This window comes from Pseudomonas sp. MWU12-2020 (assembly GCF_023100605.1).
Classification (GTDB): domain Bacteria; phylum Pseudomonadota; class Gammaproteobacteria; order Pseudomonadales; family Pseudomonadaceae; genus Aquipseudomonas; species Aquipseudomonas fluorescens_H.
In genome coordinates this window covers 96,039-115,002 of record NZ_JALMEX010000001.1, presented here as the reverse complement: position 1 = coordinate 115,002, position 18,964 = coordinate 96,039, and the positions used below count along the sequence as shown (strand labels likewise).

Below are 18,964 nucleotides of genomic sequence, written 5' to 3'. Positions count from 1 at the left end.
GCGCGGGATTATGCCTCAAGTGACGGCGTTTGGTTGATCATCTCGCGGATCTTGTTCGCCAGCACTTCAATCGAAAACGGCTTGGCCACCATGTCCATGCCATCCTCGAGAAAGCCCTGACGCTCGGCGGCTTTCTGCGCGTAACCGGTCATGAACAGCACTTTCAGGCCCGGGCGATGCTGACGGGCGATTTCCGCCAGTTGCCGGCCGTTCATTCCCGGCAGGCCGACGTCGGTCACCAGCAGATCCACCCGCAGCTCCGATTCCAGCAGCGGCAGGGCGGCGCTGGCGTCGGCGGCTTCGTGGGCGAGGTAGCCCAGCTCCTTGAGCAGATCGAGCACCAGCATGCGCACCGCCGGGTCATCTTCAACCACCACCACGGTTTCGCCACAGGTGGCGGTTGGCGCAGCGCCGGTCGGCTCCACCAGCGGATGTTCGGGCTCCAGCAGGTTCAGGCGCGGCAGGTACAAGCGCACGCAGGTGCCGTGATCCGGCAGGCTGTCGAGGCTGACATGGCCACCCGATTGCTGAGCGAAACCATAAATCATCGACAGTCCCAGCCCGGTGCCCTGACCGATCGGTTTGGTGGTGAAGAACGGATCGAACGCCTTGGCCCGTACCGACGGGGTCATGCCGGTGCCGTTGTCGCTGACCGCCAGCATCAGGTAGTCGCCGGCCTTGACCGGTTCGAGGGTGGTGATGTCGTTGCCGTCGAGGTAGACGTTAGCGGTTTCGATCAGCAGCTCGCCGCCGTCGGGCATCGCATCGCGGGCGTTGATCACCAGATTGAGCAGGGCGTTTTCCAGTTGACTGACGTCGGTACTGATCGGCCACACATCGTCGGCCAGCCGCAGCGTGAGTTCGATCGGGTCGCCCTTGGTGCGGCGGATCAAATCTTCCAGCGAATGAATCAATTCATTGACGTTGAGGGTTTTGCGGTCCAGCGACTGGCGGCGCGAGAACGCCAGCAAGCGATGGGTCAGCGCCGCCGCACGGTTGGCCGACGACACCGCCGCCTCGGTGAAACGCCCGATTTCATGGGCGCGGCCGTCGGCGATGTAGCGTTGCATCAGATCGAGGCTGCCGATGATTCCGGTGAGCATGTTGTTGAAGTCGTGGGCGATACCGCCGGTGAGCTGACCGACCGCTTCCATTTTCTGCGCATGGCGCAACGCATCTTCGGCGCGCTCGCGCTCGAACATCTCGTTTTGCAGGCGCTGATTGGCCTGGGCCAGTTGTTCGGTGCGGGCGCTGACCCGTTCCTCGAGGGTTTCATTGAGATTGCGCAGCGCTTCTTCGGTCTTCTTCCGTTCGCTTTCGTCGATCACAAAAATGTAGAAACCGTTGACCGCGCCATCGGCACCGTGGCGCGGCAGGTAGTTCATCAGCGCGTGACGGCTGCTGCCGTCACGGTGCGGGGTGTACAGGCTGAACGAGCAGGGCCGCCCGGCCAGCGCCTCGGCAATGTATGGCGCGCGCAGAAAGTAGGCCTCTTCGCCGATCACCTCGCGAATGGTGCGCCCATACAGTTCCTGCGGCGTGAGGCCGTACCAGTCCAGATAGGCGGCGTTGTTCAGACGGAAGCGTTCTTCGTGGTCGACATAACTGATGAGGATCGGCATCGCGTTGATGATCAGCTGCAATTCCGTCTGGCTCTGACGCAGCGCCTGTTCGGTGTGCTTGCGCTCGGTCAGGTCCAGCGCTGCGCCGAGGAAGCGTACGGGTCGCCCGTGGTGATCCTTGTAACAGCGGCCCCGGGCAAACACCCAACGCAGCTCGCCGTCGGCTTTCAGCAGGCGATATTCCTCGGCGTACTCGGTGCCGTGGGTGATGCAATGCTTGATGCTGCGGGCGATCAAGGCGCGGTCTTCGGGATGCACGCCTTGCAGGTAGTCGCTGATCGGCAATTGGCTGGCCAGCGCCGGATCGATGCCGTGCAACTGGGCGAAATGCGCGTCGGCGATGAAGCGGTCTTCGCCGATGTCCCAGTCCCAGGTGCCGACCGCATCGGTGGCGGCCAGCGCCAGTTGCAGGCGTTCTTCAGTGTCGCGCTGGGCCTTGAGGCTTTCTTCGGAACGGCGTTGCAGTTCGAGGGCGATGCGCCGACGTTCGTTGGTTTCGATGGCGGTTACCAGAATCCCCGCCACTTGCGCATTTTCATCGCGGATCGGACTGTAGGTCAGGTCCAGCCAGAAGTCAGACTCTATGCCTTCGCGTTGCAGGGTGAATCGCCGTTCGGTGTAGGTGCGCACTTGGCCTTGTAGGACGGCTCGATAAATCGGGTCGGTAAAGTCCTGAAGTTCTGGCCATATCAGGTGTGCAGGCTGTCCGAAAGCGTGCGGATGCTTACTGCCGGCGAGCATCGCAAAGCCATTGTTGTAGATCTGCGTGAGCTGCGGCCCCCACAACAGCAGCATCGGCATCGGCGAGTGAATCACGATGTCCACCGCGGTGCGCAGGCTTTGCGGCCAGGTGCCAGAAGCGCCCAACGGAGTGCGGCTCCAGTCGGTACGGGCGATCAGGGCTTGGGCGTCATCGGGGGAGGGTGCTGCGTTCATCACATCTATCCTGAGCGTCGGTCAGTGCGTTGGCATCTACTATTCTTGCACTTGCGGTAGACGCTGTATGACCCGTCACGTCACGACAGCGGGTCATTTCTGTTCATTGAAAGCTTCGCGGGTGCTTTTTGCCATGGAAATCGATGCACTGTTGCTCCGTCTGTCGAGCCAGCACGGCTCTGACCTGTTCCTGTCCACGGGAGCGCCACCCAGTGCGCGCATCGATGGCGTGCTGACGCCGTTCAGCGAGCGGCCGTTCAAGCCCGGTGAGGTCGAGGCCATCGCCAACTCCTTGATGGACGCCGAGCAGCGGCGCGAGTTCGATCGGGAACTGGAAATGAACCTGGCGATTTCCCGCACCGGTCTCGGGCGTTTTCGCCTGAACATCTTCAAGCAACGCAATGACGTGTCGATCGTGATCCGCAACGTCAAACTCGATATCCCGCGTTTCGAAGACCTCAAACTGCCGCCAGTGCTGCTGGAAACGGTGATGCTAAAGCAGGGGCTGATCCTGTTCGTCGGTGCCACCGACTCCGGCAAATCCACTTCGCTGGCCGCGCTGATCGATCACCGCAACCGCCACAGCAGCGGGCACATCATCACCATCGAAGACCCGGTGGAGTATATCCATCGACACCAGCGCTCGATCATCAATCAACGCGAAGTCGGCGTCGATACCCGCAGTTTCCATGCGGCGCTGAAAAATACCCTGCGTCAGGCCCCGGACGTGGTGCTGATCGGCGAAATTCGCGACCGCGAGACCATGGAACATGCGCTGACATTCGTCGACACCGGGCACCTGGTGCTGTCGACATTGCATGCGCACAACGCCAATCAGGCGCTGGACCGTATCGTCAATCTGTTCCCCGAAGAGCGCCGTCCGCAGTTGCTGCACGCGCTGGGCAACAATCTCAAAGCGTTTGTCTCGCAACGGCTGGTGCGCACTGTGGACGGCCAGCGCCGGGCGGCGGTCGAAGTGATGCTCGGCACGCCCACCATCGCCGACCTGATCCGCCGCAACGAATTGGGCGAACTCAAGGGCATCATGGAAAAGTCTGGCGAGGTCGGCATGCAGACCTTCGACGCGGCGCTGTACGGGCTGGTGGTGGAGGGCGTGATCAGCGAAGACGAAGCGCTCAAGCATGCGGATTCGCAGAACAACCTGCGCCTGCGCCTGAAACTGCATGCCGAGGCGGGGCCGGCACCCGCGCCCACTACATCAGGCGATTGGGGCCTGATGGATTAACACCCCACCCCTGTGGGAGCGGGCTTGCTCGCGAAAGCGGTGGGTCAGTCACATTGTTATCGACTGACAGATTGCCTTCGCGAGCAAGCCCGCTCCCACAAGGGGATGAGGGATCAGTCCGACAGCTCCGGGCGATTGCGCTGCCGCTGCCGGCGCCCATTACGTCAGGCGATTGGGGCCTGATGGATTAACACCCCACCCCTGTGGGAGCGGGCTTGCTCGCGAAAGCGGTGGGTCAGCCACATTGTTATCGACTTACAGATTGCTTTCGCGAGCAAGCCCGCTCCCGCAAGGGGATGAGGGATCAGTCCGACAGCTCCAGGCGATTGCGCGGCCGCTGCCGGCGCCCATTACGTCAGGCGATTGGGGCCTGATGGATTGACACCCCACCACTGTGGGAGCGGGCTTGCTCGCGAATGCAATCTATCAGTCGATATCAGCGGGACTGACACACCGCCTTCGCGAGCAAGCCCGCTCCCACAAGGGGATGGCGTGCTAATCCGACAGCTCCGGGCGATTGCGGAACTGCTCCAAGGCCTCGGGATTGGCCAGCGCATCGGTATTTTTCACCGGCTCGCCATGCACCACATTGCGCACCGCGAGTTCCACCACCTTGCCGCTGATGGTGCGCGGAATATCGGTCACCGCGACGATCTTCGCCGGCACATGGCGCGGTGTGGTGTTGGCGCGGATCACCTGGCGGATCTGCTGTTGCAGTTCGTCATCCAGCGCAACACCGTCCTGCAGGCGCACAAACAGCACCACCCGCACATCGTCCTGCCATTGCTGCCCGATCGCCACGCTGTCCAGCACCTGCGGGACTTTCTCGACCTGACGATAGATTTCCGCCGTGCCGATGCGCACGCCGCCGGGGTTGAGCACGGCGTCGGAGCGGCCATGGATCATCATCCCGCCGTGAGGCAGCTGCTCAGCGTAATCGCCCTGGGCCCAGACGCCCGGGAACAAGCTGAAATAGGATTTGCGCAGTTTTTCGCCGTCAGGGTCGTGCCACAGGCCGATGGGCATGGCCGGGAAGTGCCGGGTGCAGACCAGCTCGCCTTTTTCGCCGATCACGGTAACGCCGGCGTCGTTCCACACCTCAACCGCCATGCCCAGGCTCTTGCCCATGATTTCGCCCCGACGCACCGCCGACAGCGGGTTGCCGTTGACGAAGCACGACACCACATCGGTGCCGCCCGACATCGACGCCAGGCACACATCGCGCTTGACGTCGCGGTAGACGAAGTCATAACTCTGCGGCGACAGCGCGGAACCGGTACAGAGCAAGGTCTTCAGGCTACTCAGATCATGGCTGTGCGCAGGCTTCAAGCCGCTGCTTTCCAGTGTTGCGAGAAATTTCGGGCTGGTGCCGAACACGCTGATGCGCTCGTCGTCGATCAGATCCAGCAGGCGCTCATGGCCGGGATGAAACGGCGAGCCGTCATACAGCACCACCGCGCTGCCGACCGCCAGGGCCGAGACCAGCCAGTTCCACATCATCCAGCCGCAAGTGGTGTAGTAGAACAACCGGTCACCGGGGCCGAGATCGACGTGCAGTCCGTGCTCCTTGGCATGCTGTAGCAGCACGCCGCCAGTGCTGTGCACGATGCATTTCGGTACGCCGGTGGTGCCACTGGAATACAGAACGTACAACGGATGATTGAACGGTACCGGGACAAAACGCGGTTCGCCGCCGGGTTGGTAGAAATCGTCCCACAACGTCACGTTGGCGTGGCTGTGGTAATCCTCGACATGGGCCTGTTCGCGGGCATAGGGCACGATGATCAACTGCTGCAGCGACGGCAGTTGCGCGAGGATTTCGTTGACCTTGGTGGTCTGGTCGATGTCTTTGCCGGCGTAACGGTAGCCGGCGCAGGTGATTAACACCTTGGGTTCGATCTGGCTGAAACGGTCGATCACGCCGTGGGTGCCGAAGTCCGGCGACGAGCACGACCAGATCGCGCCGAGGCTGGTGGTCGCGAGCATCGCCACCAGGGTTTGCCAAGTGTTGGGCATGCACGCGGCCACCCGATCGCCGAGGCCGATTCCGCAGGCCATCAGGCTGGCCTGAAAACCGGCGACTTGCTCGGCCAGCTCGGCCCAGGTCAGTTGTTCGCGCTGGCCGTTTTCCGCCACGGCAATCACCGCGACTGCATCGTCACGACGGCGCAGCAGGTGCTCGGCAAAATTCAGGGTCGCACCGGGAAACCATTCGGCACTGGGCATTTGCGCGCCCTCACGCAGGACGGCGTTGGGCTGGGTGTGAAAGCGGATATCGAAGAAGTCGACGATCGCCTGCCAGAACGCCTCGCGCTGATCCACGCTCCAGCGGTGCAGGTCGGTGTAGCTGCTCAGGGCCAGGCCATGACGCTGATTGATAGCGCGGCGGAAATTGTCCATGCGCGATTGGGCGATACGCTCGGCATCGGGTTGCCAGAGGATGTCGGACATTGGTTTGCCTCTTGTTTTGTTGGTCAAGCACACAGGTCAGAGTGCAGCACTTACTTATGTGGCGAGGGAGCTTGCTCCCGATCGGCTGCGCAGCAGTCGTAAATTGCCGGGGGCGGCTTCGCCACCCAGCGGGAGCAAGCTCCCTCGCCACAGCGGTCCAGCGCTGCTTATTACGCCAACCACCCCCCATCAATGTTCCACGCCGCCCCCCGCACCTGACTCCCAGCCTCGCTACACAGAAACAACACCAATTCCCCCAGATGCTGCGGCGTGACGAACTCCAGCGACGGCTGCTTCTCCGCCAGCAGATCATGCTGTGCCTGCTGCGGGTCGCCCCCTTTGGCAGCACGATCATCGATCTGTTTCTGCACCAGCGGCGTCAGCACCCAGCCCGGACAGATCGCATTGCAGGTGACGTTGCTGGTAGCCGTTTCCAGGCCAACCACTTTGGTCAAACCAATCACCCCATGCTTGGCCGCAACATACGCGGCTTTGCCGGTCGAACCCACCTGACCATGCACCGAAGCAATGTTGACGATCCGCCCCCAGCCCTTGGCGCGCATCCCCGGCAGGCTCAGGCGGGTGCTGTGGAACACCGATGACAGATTGATCGCGATGATCGAATCCCAGCGCTCTACCGGGAACTCCTCAACGGCGGCGACATGCTGGATCCCGGCGTTGTTGACCAGAATGTCGACGCCACCAAATTCACGTTCGGCGTAAGCGATCATCTCGGCGATCTGCGCCGGATCGCTGACATCGGCTGGGTGGTGACCGACCTTGCCGCCGAACTGGCCGACTTCGGCGATCACGCTCGACGCATCGCCAAAACCGTTGAGAATCAGATTGGCGCCGGCCTTGGCCAGGCTCAGGGCGATGCCCAGACCGATGCCGCTGGTGGAGCCGGTGACCAGTGCGGTCTTGCCCGAAAGAGTCGTCATGAATACCTCACACAATGCCAGTGGCGTAGAAAGTGCCGATCACTACGAAGACCGCCAGGGTCTTGATCAGCGTAATACAGAAAAATGTCTTTATAGGCTTCGCGGTGGGTCAGGCCGGTAACCGCCAGCAGGGTGATCACCGCGCCGTTGTGCGGCAGAGTGTCCATGCCGCCGCTGGCCATCGCGGCCACGCGGTGCAGCACTTCCAGCGGAATGTTCGCCGCGTGCGCCGCCGCGATGAACTGCTCGGACATCGCCGCCAGCGCGATGCTCATGCCGCCCGACGCCGAACCGGTGATACCCGCCAGCAGGGTGACGGTAATCGCTTCGTTGACCAATGGATTGGGGATTTGCTTGAGCCAGTCGGCCAGCACCAGAAAGCCTGGCAACGAAGCGATTACCGCACCGAAACCATATTCCGAGGCGGTGTTCATCGCCGCCAGCAATGCACCGCTGACCGCGCTTTTGCTGCCTTCGGCGAGTTTGCTGCGGATCGCCTTGAAGCCGAACAACAGCACCATCAGGATGCCGATCAGCAATGCCGCCTGTACCGCCCAGATCGCCGTGAGCTTGGCGATTTCCGTGGTCACCGGCGTGGCCATCCCCGGCAGCGCCAGGCTGTGGGTCTTGCCATACCACTGCGGAATCCACTGGGTGAACAACAGGTTCATGATGCCCACCGCCAGCAGGGGCGACAGGGCGATCCATGGATTCGGCAGCTGCAGATCTTCGGCCGTCTCCGGCTCGTTACGCAGTTCGGTGCCGTAGCCTTCACCCGCGCGCTGCGCCTTGTTGCGCTGGCGCTGCAGGAACAGCATGCCGGCGCAGAACACGAAGATCGTGCCAATCACCCCCAGCCACGGCGCGGCCCACGCGGTGGTGTTGAAGAAGGTGCTGGGGATGATGTTCTGGATCTGCGGAGTGCCGGGCAGGGCGTCCATGGTGAAGGAGAACGCGCCGAGGGCGATGGTCGCCGGGATCAGGCGCTTGGGAATATTGCTCTGGCGGAACATCTCGGCGGCAAACGGATACACCGCAAACACCACCACGAACAACGATACGCCGCCGTAGGTGAGCAGGGCGCAAACCAGCACGATCACCAGCATCGCCTGTCGGGTGCCGAGCAAGCCAATCGCCGCAGCCACGATCGAACGGGAGAACCCCGACAATTCGATCAACTTGCCGAACACGGCGCCGAGCAGGAATACCGGAAAATACAGTTTGATGAAACCGACCATTTTCTCCATGAACACCCCGGTGAAGGCAGGGGCGACTGCGGATGGGTCAGTGAGCAGGACAGCGCCGAGGGCGGCAATCGGGGCGAAGAGGATAACGCTGTAGCCACGGTAGGCGGCGAGCATCAGCAGCGCGAGGGCTGCCAAGGCAATGATCACACTCATGGTGTGTCTCCAGGGATTGTTATTTTTGTGGGTGAAGCGGGTGTGGGGAGGGCTTTAGCGAGATCTGTGCCAGATATTCAAATCATTGAAATGTAAGGGTTTTATAGGTTTCAGCGTGTTGAGAGTTGAAGGGTTGTCTCTTTCTGGAGATTTTTGTTGAGAGGGCTGACGCCTTCGCGAGCAAGCCCGCTCCCACATTTGGAACGCGTATCCCCTGTGGGAGCGGGCTTGCTCGCGAAGCTCCTGTTGTTGTCTTTTTTTTGGAGACGTAAGTCTCTTTATGGAGACTCGACGATGCCCAAGGCCAGCATCTTCTTGTACAGCGTCGAGCGGCCCAGCCCCAGTCGAGCCGCCGCCTCCGGCACTTTGCCCGCACATTGCGCGAGGGCAGACTGGATCAACTGCCGGTCAAACCGCTGCCGTGCCTCGGCGAATGTCTCTTCGGCCAATGGTTCCAGCGTCGAAACCGACGGACGCTCAACCGGGGTGAACGTGCCGATGGCTGCACGAATATCCTCTTCAGTGAGGATCAGGTCATCGCTGAGCAGCGCCGCGCGCTCCAGCACGTTGCGCAATTCACGAATGTTTCCCGGCCAAGCATGTTGTCCGAGCAGTTCCAACGCCGCGCGGCTCAGTTCATGCTGGCTACGCAACTCTTCAAGAATCGCCTCGCTGAGCGCCGGCAAATCGTCGAGACGCTCGCGCAGCGGCGGAACCTGGATCGGCAGCACATTGAGGCGGTAATACAGGTCGGCGCGGAACTCACCGCGCTTGATCGCGGCTTGCAGATCGGTCGAAGTCGCCGCGATCACTCGCACATCGCTCTGAATCACGTCGTTGGAGCCAACCGGTTCGAACTCCTTTTCCTGCAGCACCCGCAGCAGTTTGCTCTGCAGCGGCAACGGCATGTCGCCGATCTCATCGAGAAACAGCGTGCCGCCCTGCGCGATCTGCAACTTGCCGGTCCGACCCTTGCGGTCAGCGCCGGTAAACGCACCGGGCGCGGTGCCGAAAAACTCGGCTTCCAGCAGCGCTTCGGGAATCGCCGCACTGTTGATGCTGACGAAGGCTTTGTGCGCCCGGGGCGAAGCGCTGTGAATCGCTTGGGCCAGCAACTCCTTGCCGGTGCCGGTTTCGCCGAGCAGCAACACGGGTGAATCGGTGCTCGCACTGCGGCGGGCGCGGCGTTTGACTTCGAGGCTGGCGCTGCTGGTACCGATGAAATGGGCAAAGTTGTATTTGGTCTGCCGCGCCCGCAGCAGCGAGCGGGTCGAGGCCAGTTCTTCCTGCATGCTCAGGTAGCGCTTGAGCATCGGTGACAGGCTGCGCAATTCGTCGAACAGGGCAAACCCGATGGCGCCGATCACCGCGCCGGCGTCGTCGTGGATCGGCAGACGCATCACCACCAGCGGCTCTTTCGGTGTGTCCTGCATGTCCAGCAGAATGGGGCGGCCGGTGCGCACCACTTCACGCAGCAGGCTACCGGGGATCACGCTTTCGCAGGGTTTGCCGATGGCTTTTTTCGCCGATTCAAGACCAAAACGCCGCGCATAGCGCTCGTTCATCCAGACGATGTTCGCGTCACGATCGACAATCACCGTGCCCTCGCTGGACTGCTCGATAATCTCGAACAGCGAGCGGATCGCCAGCGTGCGAACGCGTTGGTAGTCCTTGAGGCTTTCGGTGGTGTTCATGCGTGGGTTGATCCGGAGTTTGGGTTGTCTGTAAGGCCCTCTTCGCGAGCAAGCCCGCTCCCACAGGTTTCTCTGGGGTACCCAATATTTGGGTACAACCCGAATCCCTGTGGGAGCGGGCTTGCTCGCGAAGGCCGCGACTCGGTTTCAAGTCAAACAGTGATCATGCCTATCCCGGATGTGCCGCCGCCAACAGCTCCTTGGTGTAAGGATGCTGCGGCGAATCGAACACCTCATGGCTGGCACCGCGTTCAACCACTTTGCCGTCCTTGATCACGATCATGTCATGCGCCAGCGCCCGTACCACCGCCAGGTCGTGGCTGATGAACAGGTAGGTCAGGCCGTGTTTTTCCTGAAGGTCGCGGAGCAGGGCGACCACTTGTTTCTGCACGGTACGGTCAAGGGCCGAAGTCGGTTCGTCGAGCAGGATCAGCGCCGGTTTCAGCACCAGCGCCCGGGCGATGGCGATGCGCTGGCGCTGACCTCCGGAAAATTCGTGCGGGTAGCGATGACGACTCTCCGGGTCCAGGCCAACCTCCTTGAGCACGCGGATCACCTGTGCATCGCACTCTTCGGCGCTGGACTGGCAATGCACCTCCAGCCCTTCACTGATGATTTGCGCCACGGACATCCGTGGACTGAGACTGCCGAACGGGTCCTGAAACACCACCTGCATCTGCCGACGCCACGGCCGCAACTGCTTCTGATCGAGACCGTCGAGGGCCGCGCCCTGAAAGCGGATGCTGCCCTCGGAGTCGAGCAGCCGCAGAATCGCCTGGCCCAGGGTCGATTTACCCGAACCGGACTCGCCGACGATGCCCAGGGTTTTGCCGCGCTGGATATTCAGGCTGATGCCGTCCACCGCCCGCAAATATTGTTTGCGCTGGAACAGCCCGCCACCGACAACGAACTCGACCCGAAGATCATCCACCTCCAGCACGTTCTCGCGCTCGTCCCGGGGCAGGGCTTCGCCCTCCGGTTCGGCATTCAGCAGCACGCAGCTGTAAGGGTGCTTCGGTTCGGTAAACAGGGTTTCGCACGGCGCCTGCTCGACGATCTCGCCAGCCTTCATCACGCACACCCGTTGGGCGATGCTGCGCACCAGATTGAGGTCGTGACTGATCAGCAGCAGCGACATGCCCAGGCGTTGTTGCAAGGACTTGAGCAGCAGCAGGATCTTGCGCTGCACCGTCACATCCAGCGCCGTGGTCGGTTCATCGGCGATCAGCAGTTCCGGCTCGCAAGCCAGGGCCATGGCGATCATCACCCGTTGCCGCTGGCCGCCGGACAGTTGATGCGGATAGGCCTTGAGGCGTTCTTCGGGCTTTTGAATACCCACCAGTTCCAGCAGTTCAAGGATGCGCTGTTGCGCCGCTTTACCGCCCAGTCCTCGATGCACCAGCAGGGTTTCGCCAATCTGCTTTTCGATGGTGTGCAGCGGATTGAGCGAGGTCATCGGCTCCTGGAAGATCATCGCGATGCGGTTGCCACGCAGTTCACGCAGGACCTTGGGGTCGGCGCCGAGCAGTTCCTGACCGCGATAGCGAATGCTGCCACTGGTTTGCGCATCGCCTTCGGGGAGCAATTGCAGGATCGAATGCGCGGTTACCGACTTGCCCGAGCCCGACTCGCCGACCAGGGCCAGGCACTCGCCGGGGCGGATGTCCAGGCACAGGTTGCGCACCGCCGGCTGGCCATGGAAGGTGACATTCAGGTCACGGATTTCGATCAGGTTATCAGTCATGGTCACACTTCAGGATCGAGGGTCGAACGCGTCACGTAACGCTTCGCCGATGAACACCAGTAAAGAAAGAATCAGCGCCAAAGTGAAAAACGCCGTCAGCCCGAGCCATGGCGCTTGCAGGTTTTGTTTGCCTTGGCCGATCAGCTCGCCCAGCGAAGCACTGCCGGCGGGCATGCCGAAACCAAGAAAGTCGAGGGCGGTGAGAGTGGAAATCGCCCCGGTCAGAATGAACGGCAAGTAACTCAGCGTCGCGTTCATCGCATTGGGCAGGATGTGCCGGAAAATCACTTTGCGGTCAGTCAGGCCCAACGCGCGAGCCGCTTTGACGTATTCCAGGTTACGTCCGCGCAGAAACTCCGCGCGCACCACATCGACCAGTGCCAGCCATGAAAACAGCGCCATGATTCCCAGCAGCCACCAGAAATTCGGCTCGACGAAACCGGACAAAATGATCAGCAGGTACAGCACCGGCAATCCGCTCCAGACCTCCAGCAAACGCTGCCCGAGCAGATCGACCCAACCGCCGTAATAGCCTTGCAGGGCGCCGGCGGCGATGCCAATCAGCGCGCTGATAGCGGTCAGCATCAGGGCAAACAGGATCGACACCCGGGCGCCGAAAATCACCCGCGCCAACACGTCGCGCGCCTGATCGTCGGTGCCCAGCCAGTTGACCTTGGAGGGCGGGCTCGGCGCGGGTTGGTTGAGATCGTAGTTGGGGGTGTCCTCGCTGAACGGGATCGGCGGGAACAGCAGCCAGCCACCGTCCTTGCGGATCAGGTTCTGCACATACTCACTGCGGTAATCGGCCTGGAACGGCAGTTGCCCGCCAAACTCCTGCTCGGTGTAGCGCTTGAATACCGGGAAGTAGAGTTGGTTTTGATAGCTGACGACCAGCGGTTTGTCGTTGGCGATCAGTTCACCACCAAGGCTGAGCAGGAACAGGCCGATAAACAGCCACAACGACCACCAGCCACGGCGGTTTTTCTTGAATCGTGCAAAACGGCGACGGCCCAGAGGCGAGAGCTTGAACATCAGGCGTTCCTCGCGGCGAAGTCGATACGGGGGTCGACCAGGGTGTAGCACAAGTCGCCGATCAGTTTTATCAGCAGGCCGAACAGGGTGAAGATGAACAGCGAGCCGAACACCACCGGATAGTCCCGGGAAACCGCCGCTTCGTAGCTCATGCGGCCGAGGCCGTCGAGGGAAAAGATCACTTCGATCAGCAGCGAACCGGCAAAAAACACGCTGATAAACGCCTGCGGAATTCCCGAAACCACCAGCAGCATCGCGTTGCGGAACACGTGGCCGTAAAGCACACGGCGTTCGCTCAAGCCTTTGGCGCGTGCGGTGACCACATATTGTCGGGTGATTTCATTGAGGAACGAGTTCTTGGTGAGGATCGTCAGCGTGGCGAAACCACCGATGACCAGTGCCGTCACCGGCAACACCAGATGCCAGAAGTAATCGGCGATCTTGCCCAGGGTCGACAGCGATTCGAAGTTGTCGGAGACCAGCCCGCGCACCGGAAACCAGTTCAATGATGTGCCACCGGCAAACACCACGATCAGGAACATCGCGAACAGAAACGCCGGCATCGCGTAGCCAATGATGATCGCAGTGCTGCTCCAGATATCGAAATGGCTGCCGTGATGCACCGCCTTGCGGATGCCCAGCGGGATCGACACCAGATAGGTGATCAGCGTCGCCCACAGGCCGAGGGAAATGGTCACTGGCATTTTTTCCAGAATCAGATCGGTGACCGTCGCCCCGCGGAAAAAGCTTTTGCCAAAATCCAGCTGCGCGTAGTTCTTGAGCATCAGCCACAGGCGTTCATGCGCCGGTTTGTCGAAACCGTACTGTTTTTCGATGTCCTTGATCAGTTGCGGATCGAGGCCACGGCTGGCACGCGAGGTGCTGCTCATGGTCTCGCTGGAACTGCCGCCGACACTGGCACCGCCGATCCCTTGCAGATGAGCGATGGCCTGTTCGACCGGGCCGCCGGGTGCCGCCTGAATGATCACGAAATTGACCAGCAGAATGATCACCAGCGTCGGAATGATCAGCAGCAGGCGCCGCAGAATGTATGCCCACATCAGTGCGGTCCTCCGGGTCTGCCACGGCCGATTTTTGCGGCGGTCATCTGCTGGTTGGTCAGCGGCGTACTGCTGATTTCCCACCAGCTCTCGATCGCTTCGTCATTGCTGGCCTGTATCGCCGGCATGCCGAAACGGTTCCACCACACGGTGGAGGTGCCCGGCGGGTAATAATTGGGAATCCAGTAGTAATTCCATTGCAACACCCGGTCCAGGGCGTGGGCGTAGTGCAGCATGTCGCTTTGGGTCGAGGCGCGGATCAGGCCATTGATCAAGGTATCGACTGCCGGATTCTTCAGCACCATGTAATTGTTGGCGCCGGGGTCGTTGGCCGAAATCGAACCGAAGTAATTGAGCAGCTCGCCACCAGGAGACGTGGTGACCGGGTAGCCGGTGACGATCATGTCGTAGTCGCGGCTCATCAGGCGATTGACATATTGCGAGGAGTCGATGCGGCGGATATTCAGGTCGATGCCGATCTGTTTCAGCGTGCGCTTGTAAGGCAGAAGCAGACGGTCCATGCCGTTCTGGCTGACCAGGAAGGTGAAACTTAACGGCTCGCCCTCGGCGTTGACCAATTGGTCGCCATCAGGTTTCCAGCCGGCTTGTTCCAGCAATTGCAGGGCTTGCAGTTGCTTGTCGCGGATCAGGCCGCTGCCATCGGTTTTCGGCGCTTCGAAGACCTGGGTGAACACCTCATCGGGAATTTGCCCGCGCAACGGTTCGAGGATTTTCAGCTCGGCGGCATCTGGCAACTCGCGGGCTGCCAGTGCGGAGTTGGAGAAATAGCTCTGCTGGCGGATGTACATGTTGCGCATCATCTGCCGGTTGCTCCACTCGAAATCCCAGAGCATCGCCAGCGCCTGGCGTACCCGACGATCCTGAAACATCGGTTTCTGCAGGTTGAATACAAAGCCCTGGGCCGATTGCGGGGCTTCGGTGGCGAGGTGGGCTTTCTGCAAGCGGCCGTCACTCAGCGCGGGGCTGTCGTAGCCGATCGAATAGCCGGTCGCGGAAAACTCACGGTTGTAGTCATAGGCACCGCCGCGCAATACCTGGCGTGCGACATCGGTGTCGCCAAAATACTCGATGCTGAAGTGGTCGAAGTTATACAGGCCGCGACTGACCGGTAGATCCTTGCCCCACCAGTCAGGGTTGCGTTCAAAGGTGATGCTGCGCCCGGAGTCGACCTTGCCGACCCGATACGGGCCGCTGCCCAGTGGCGGTTCATAACCACCACCGCCGGCGAAGTCGCGGGTTTTCCACCAGTGCTCGGGGAATACCGGCAGGGTGGCGATGTCCAGCGGCAAGGTGCGGTTTTCATTGCTCTTGAAATCGAAACGCACGGTCAGCGGCGCTTCCACTTCCACGCCTTTGACGTCGGCGAACTGCGTGCGATAACGCAGGCTGCCCTGGGTCATCAACAGGTCATAGGTGTAACGCACATCTTCGGCAGTGATCGGCTTGCCGTCGGCGAAGCGTGCCTTGGGATTGATGAAGAAGCGCAGCGACAGGCCATCCTCCGAGCGCTCCATCTTTTGCGCCACCAGGCCGTAGACCGTGTAAGGCTCATCCATCGAGCGCTGGGCCAGAGGCGAGTACAGCATGCCGTCGATCTGGGTGACGCCGATGCCTTTGTCTATATAAGGCAGGATGTGATCGAAATGCCCGATCTCTATCGCCGAGCGGCGCATGGTGCCGCCCTTGGGGGCCTGCGGGTTGGTGTAGTCGAAATGGCTGAAACCGGCCGGGTATTTGGCGGGTTCGCCATAGACGGTCAAAGCGTGTTGCGGGGTGGCGTCCACACCAGCGGCGCCCAACAACAGGGCCACGGCAGTGAACAGCAAAGTCGGGAAAGCCAGTCGCATTGTCAGCCTTAAAGCCGGGTGATCGATAAGCGCAATTTGTACGCGAGCGGCGCGTCAGTCGCCAGCCGTATCCTGTAACCAAAACACAACGGCCCACCAAAAGGCGGGCCGTGGCACAGCAAACCGGACGCGGGATCAGTCCTGGCGGCTGGTGACTTCGAGCAGGTGATAACCGAACTGGGTCTTCACCGGGCCTTGCACGACGTTGATCGGCGCGCTGAAGACCACGGTGTCGAATTCCTTGACCATCTGGCCAGGACCGAACGAACCCAGGTCGCCGCCCTGACGGCTGGACGGGCAGGTAGAGTTGGCCTTGGCGACTTCGGCGAAATCAGCACCGCCTTCGATCTGGGCCTTGAGTTCGTTGCACTTGTCTTCGCTGGAAACCAGGATGTGGCGGGCAGTGGCTTTAGCCATGGGGAAACTCTCCAATCTATTTCAGTAAAGTGTGGAGCCTACCGGATTCAGTAAGCGATTTCTCGGCAAAGTTCCACTCGGCTTATTGGCGTATGTCTACAGTTGTGCGGCTTTCAGGCGCAGAGCGTGCTCGACGTAGAGTTCGACGGGATCAGGGGCGGGGTTTAGTAAACCGTCTGGTCGCCGCAGGGTGGCGAGGTGGTTGAAGGGGTAGTCGGAGCGGATGACCGAGCCCAAATGCGAGCTGTAGCGGCCCACGTAACCATCGTTCTGTCCGGCTTCCGCGACGAAATGGCCGGACAACGCCCGGCAGACGGCATTTACCGGATCAAGCGGCGCAAGCCATCCTTCCTGCAGCGTGCCGCTCCAGGAGTAGTAGTGAACGTCATTGACCCGTTCCGCGCCTTGGCCGCCCCAGGTAGAAGGCAGGCCTTGAGGATACTTCTTGTTGAATTGGCTGACCGCCTGTGTGGTCAGGGCGTTCAGCGCTGCCACGGCATTCTGCGGCAGGGTCGGTTGACCACTGAGTAGCGAGAGGAAATCAGCGAACCGGGTCGCCACTTGCTCTGCCACCTGCTCCGGCAGGCTCCCCGGAATCAGTGCCTGGCGCAACGTGTCCGCCAGTTCCGAACCGTGGTTGGGCCCACTGACCGACGTGACCGAGGCGACCTTGTGCGGTGCCACTGCTGCGGCGAAACGGCTGGCCAGCGCACCTTGGCTATGTCCAATCAGGTTGACCCTGGCGGCCCCGGTGCCCTGCAGGACCCGTTCAATCTGCAGCAGCAGTTGCTGGCCACGAACTTCGTTGTCATGGGCCGCGGAGAGTTGCGGGACAAACACTTGTCCACCTGCCTCCCTCAGTGCTTGCTTGACATCATGAAAAAGCTCGAAACGGCCGATACGGTCAAACCCGAACAGGCCATGGACCAAAAGGATGGGGTAGCGGGTTGTCGCATTCCGTTGCATGTTCCTGCCTCTTTTGCAGATGCTTGTCAGTGGTTGGTGCGTGCCACTGTAAAACAGGCCTACGGGTTGGCGATGTCTGAAAAATCCTCGGAGTGAAGGGGAATCTGGACTAAAAATGGTGCGAATTTTCGTTTCTGCTTGAGGGGCTAGTCGGAACATTTGGCAATCTTTTGCCGCGTATCGACAGATTCGTCGCTGTCTGCCTACGTCAGACGGTGTGTTTGCCTCGGGGGTGCGGGGCTTTGGGCTGACTTCGCCGATTCGCTGGATGAGGTTCAATGGATTTCGTTCGACGCTGCCTTGATGGCAGCGTTCTATCCAAGGAATGGAGCTGCGAATGTCTATCTACGAAGTCACTAGCGAGTCTTGTGCAATGCCGCCGGCAAACATTGTCCCCTTGTCGGTTGCCACCGAAGGAGGCGGCCATCTGAGCTTGAAGGTGGACGGTGAAAATTTCGAATTCAGCTATCGACCGGCGTCTGCACCCGCTTCATCGCCGGCCTTGGACCTGTCCGCCCCGACGGTCGAGGTGTTGGAGGGTGGGATGCTTGATCCTTCTCTGAGCCATGCATTCGTCAGGATTGCGCCTTACCCGGACATGATGTGCGGCGACAAGCTGGTGCTGAGCTGGCGAGGGCTCGATGACGAAGGGTTGGCTTATAGCCATGAGGCCACCCGCTCGGTCAGTGAAGGCCAGGTGGGCGAGGAAATCGTGTTTGTCATAAAAGGTCTGCACATTGCGCCGCTGGAGCGCGGTTCGCTGGAGCTTTACTGGACGCTGCATAGCGTTGCACTGCCTCAGCCGGTGTCATCCCGTCGCCTGCAACTGGATGTGGGCGATCCAGAGCCTGAGCTGCTTGCACCGATCATTGAAGAAACAGTGGGCGGGACGCTCGATCCGTCCCGTGTTCCACAGGGTACAAGTGTCACTGTGCGCCCCTATGCCCGGATGGCGGCCGGTGACCGGATCAGCCTGTCCTGGCAAGGCGTCGAGGGAGCGCCGGCATTCAATGATGTGTTGACCGTGGAGCCGTTTGCCGTTGGTGAAGCGTTGTCTTTCTGGATAAACGCCGATTGCATCGCTGCCCATTCCACACAAGAGGTGAACGTCAGTTACCGGGTCGAATCAGCAGCGGCGCAGGTGAGGAAGTCTGCGAACTCGCGAATTCTGATCGCACCGTTGATTCGGGGGGATCTCGCGGCTCCACGAGTGCTGGAAGCGCAAGACGGTGAGCTGGAAGCGGCAGCTGCGGTAGACGGGGTTACTGTGGTGATCGGCGATGCCCAGGCCGAGGAGGGAGAGCTGGTGTACCTGAAATGCGATGGCGAGTATTTCAGTCATCGCGATGACCGGGACATCACTCGGGAGAACGCTGGGCAACCTTTGGTGTTCATCGTGCCGTACCGCTTCTGGCGCGAGCATCGGGAAACCGTGGTGCAGGTGTCGTATTCGGTGGAGCGACTGGATGATGCCAGTCAGGCTTCCGGCGTTGCCCGGGTCCGAGTGCGGGCGTAACTCTGGATTGAGCTGAGCGATGGTCCGACCTTTGCGGGTTACTGATTCAACCCGCAAAGGCTGTTCTGAG

Annotated in this window: 12 protein-coding genes and 1 pseudogene; 2 read left to right on the top strand and 11 right to left on the bottom strand. The window is 61.0% G+C overall.

All coding sequences use genetic code 11. From position 1 onward, the window contains the following. Positions 1-8: 8 nt before the first annotated feature. A complete protein-coding gene (locus tag M0814_RS00680) occupies positions 9-2,558 on the bottom strand; it encodes a PAS domain-containing sensor histidine kinase (RefSeq protein WP_103485142.1) in 2,550 nt (849 codons plus the stop codon). Between the two features lie 133 nt (positions 2,559-2,691). On the opposite strand from M0814_RS00680, the gene M0814_RS00675 reads away from it, so the two are divergent. Then, a complete protein-coding gene (locus M0814_RS00675) occupies positions 2,692-3,804 on the top strand; it encodes a PilT/PilU family type 4a pilus ATPase (RefSeq protein ID WP_103485141.1) in 1,113 nt (370 codons plus the stop codon). A gap of 495 nt (positions 3,805-4,299) precedes the next feature. Here M0814_RS00675 and M0814_RS00670 read toward each other — a convergent pair whose 3' ends face one another. The 10 genes and pseudogenes from M0814_RS00670 to M0814_RS00625 form a co-directional block, all read right to left on the bottom strand. Next, entirely contained in the window at positions 4,300-6,255 is a 1,956-nt protein-coding gene (locus M0814_RS00670; RefSeq protein ID WP_103486471.1) for an acetoacetate--CoA ligase, read from the bottom strand. A 170-nt stretch (positions 6,256-6,425) separates the two neighbouring features. Further along, on the bottom strand, positions 6,426-7,196 hold the full coding sequence (hbdH, locus tag M0814_RS00665; RefSeq protein WP_103486472.1) for a 3-hydroxybutyrate dehydrogenase: 771 nt from the start codon (positions 7,194-7,196) through the stop codon (positions 6,426-6,428). A gap of 7 nt (positions 7,197-7,203) precedes the next feature. Then, positions 7,204-8,596 (bottom strand): annotated as a pseudogene (locus M0814_RS00660) (GntP family permease). Positions 8,597-8,874: 278 nt separating this feature from the next. Further along, positions 8,875-10,290 carry a sigma 54-interacting transcriptional regulator gene (locus M0814_RS00655; protein WP_103486473.1) on the bottom strand — a complete coding sequence of 472 codons (1,416 nt, stop codon included), beginning with the start codon at positions 10,288-10,290 and terminating at the stop codon, positions 8,875-8,877. A 169-nt stretch (positions 10,291-10,459) separates the two neighbouring features. Further along, entirely contained in the window at positions 10,460-12,034 is a 1,575-nt protein-coding gene (locus tag M0814_RS00650) for an ABC transporter ATP-binding protein (protein WP_103486474.1), read from the bottom strand. Positions 12,035-12,043: 9 nt separating this feature from the next. Then, complete coding sequence (locus M0814_RS00645; protein WP_003225433.1) at positions 12,044-13,066, bottom strand: ABC transporter permease; 1,023 nt, start codon at positions 13,064-13,066, stop codon at positions 12,044-12,046. Continuing rightward, the gene (locus tag M0814_RS00640; RefSeq protein ID WP_003225430.1) at positions 13,066-14,127 is read right to left on the bottom strand and encodes a microcin C ABC transporter permease YejB; all 1,062 of its coding nucleotides are present in this window, start codon (positions 14,125-14,127) and stop codon (positions 13,066-13,068) included. Before M0814_RS00640 ends, M0814_RS00645 begins: the two co-directional genes overlap by 1 nt. Continuing rightward, a complete protein-coding gene (locus tag M0814_RS00635; RefSeq protein WP_103486475.1) occupies positions 14,127-15,995 on the bottom strand; it encodes an extracellular solute-binding protein in 1,869 nt (622 codons plus the stop codon). The genes M0814_RS00640 and M0814_RS00635 overlap by 1 nt, the downstream gene beginning before the upstream one ends. 135 nt (positions 15,996-16,130) lie before the next feature. Then, the gene (locus M0814_RS00630; protein ID WP_007912303.1) at positions 16,131-16,412 is read right to left on the bottom strand and encodes a peptidylprolyl isomerase; all 282 of its coding nucleotides are present in this window, start codon (positions 16,410-16,412) and stop codon (positions 16,131-16,133) included. A 96-nt stretch (positions 16,413-16,508) separates the two neighbouring features. Next, on the bottom strand, positions 16,509-17,378 hold the full coding sequence (locus tag M0814_RS00625; protein ID WP_103486476.1) for a triacylglycerol lipase: 870 nt from the start codon (positions 17,376-17,378) through the stop codon (positions 16,509-16,511). 337 nt (positions 17,379-17,715) lie between these two features. On the opposite strand from M0814_RS00625, the gene M0814_RS00620 reads away from it, so the two are divergent. After that, on the top strand, positions 17,716-18,894 hold the full coding sequence (locus M0814_RS00620) for a hypothetical protein (RefSeq protein WP_103486477.1): 1,179 nt from the start codon (positions 17,716-17,718) through the stop codon (positions 18,892-18,894). Positions 18,895-18,964 lie beyond the last annotated feature (70 nt).

What these genes read in the sequence shown, in the direction of transcription:
- M0814_RS00680 (WP_103485142.1), bottom strand. Translation starts at nt 2,558, where the DNA reads ATGAACGCAGCACCCTCCCCCGATGACGCCCAAGCCCTGATCGCCCGT.
- M0814_RS00675 (WP_103485141.1), top strand. Translation starts at nt 2,692, where the DNA reads ATGGAAATCGATGCACTGTTGCTCCGTCTGTCGAGCCAGCACGGCTCT.
- M0814_RS00670 (WP_103486471.1), bottom strand. Translation starts at nt 6,255, where the DNA reads ATGTCCGACATCCTCTGGCAACCCGATGCCGAGCGTATCGCCCAATCG.
- hbdH (WP_103486472.1), bottom strand. Translation starts at nt 7,196, where the DNA reads ATGACGACTCTTTCGGGCAAGACCGCACTGGTCACCGGCTCCACCAGC.
- M0814_RS00655 (WP_103486473.1), bottom strand. Translation starts at nt 10,290, where the DNA reads ATGAACACCACCGAAAGCCTCAAGGACTACCAACGCGTTCGCACGCTG.
- M0814_RS00650 (WP_103486474.1), bottom strand. Translation starts at nt 12,034, where the DNA reads ATGACTGATAACCTGATCGAAATCCGTGACCTGAATGTCACCTTCCAT.
- M0814_RS00645 (WP_003225433.1), bottom strand. Translation starts at nt 13,066, where the DNA reads ATGTTCAAGCTCTCGCCTCTGGGCCGTCGCCGTTTTGCACGATTCAAG.
- M0814_RS00640 (WP_003225430.1), bottom strand. Translation starts at nt 14,127, where the DNA reads ATGTGGGCATACATTCTGCGGCGCCTGCTGCTGATCATTCCGACGCTG.
- M0814_RS00635 (WP_103486475.1), bottom strand. Translation starts at nt 15,995, where the DNA reads ATGCGACTGGCTTTCCCGACTTTGCTGTTCACTGCCGTGGCCCTGTTG.
- M0814_RS00630 (WP_007912303.1), bottom strand. Translation starts at nt 16,412, where the DNA reads ATGGCTAAAGCCACTGCCCGCCACATCCTGGTTTCCAGCGAAGACAAG.
- M0814_RS00625 (WP_103486476.1), bottom strand. Translation starts at nt 17,378, where the DNA reads ATGCAACGGAATGCGACAACCCGCTACCCCATCCTTTTGGTCCATGGC.
- M0814_RS00620 (WP_103486477.1), top strand. Translation starts at nt 17,716, where the DNA reads ATGTCTATCTACGAAGTCACTAGCGAGTCTTGTGCAATGCCGCCGGCA.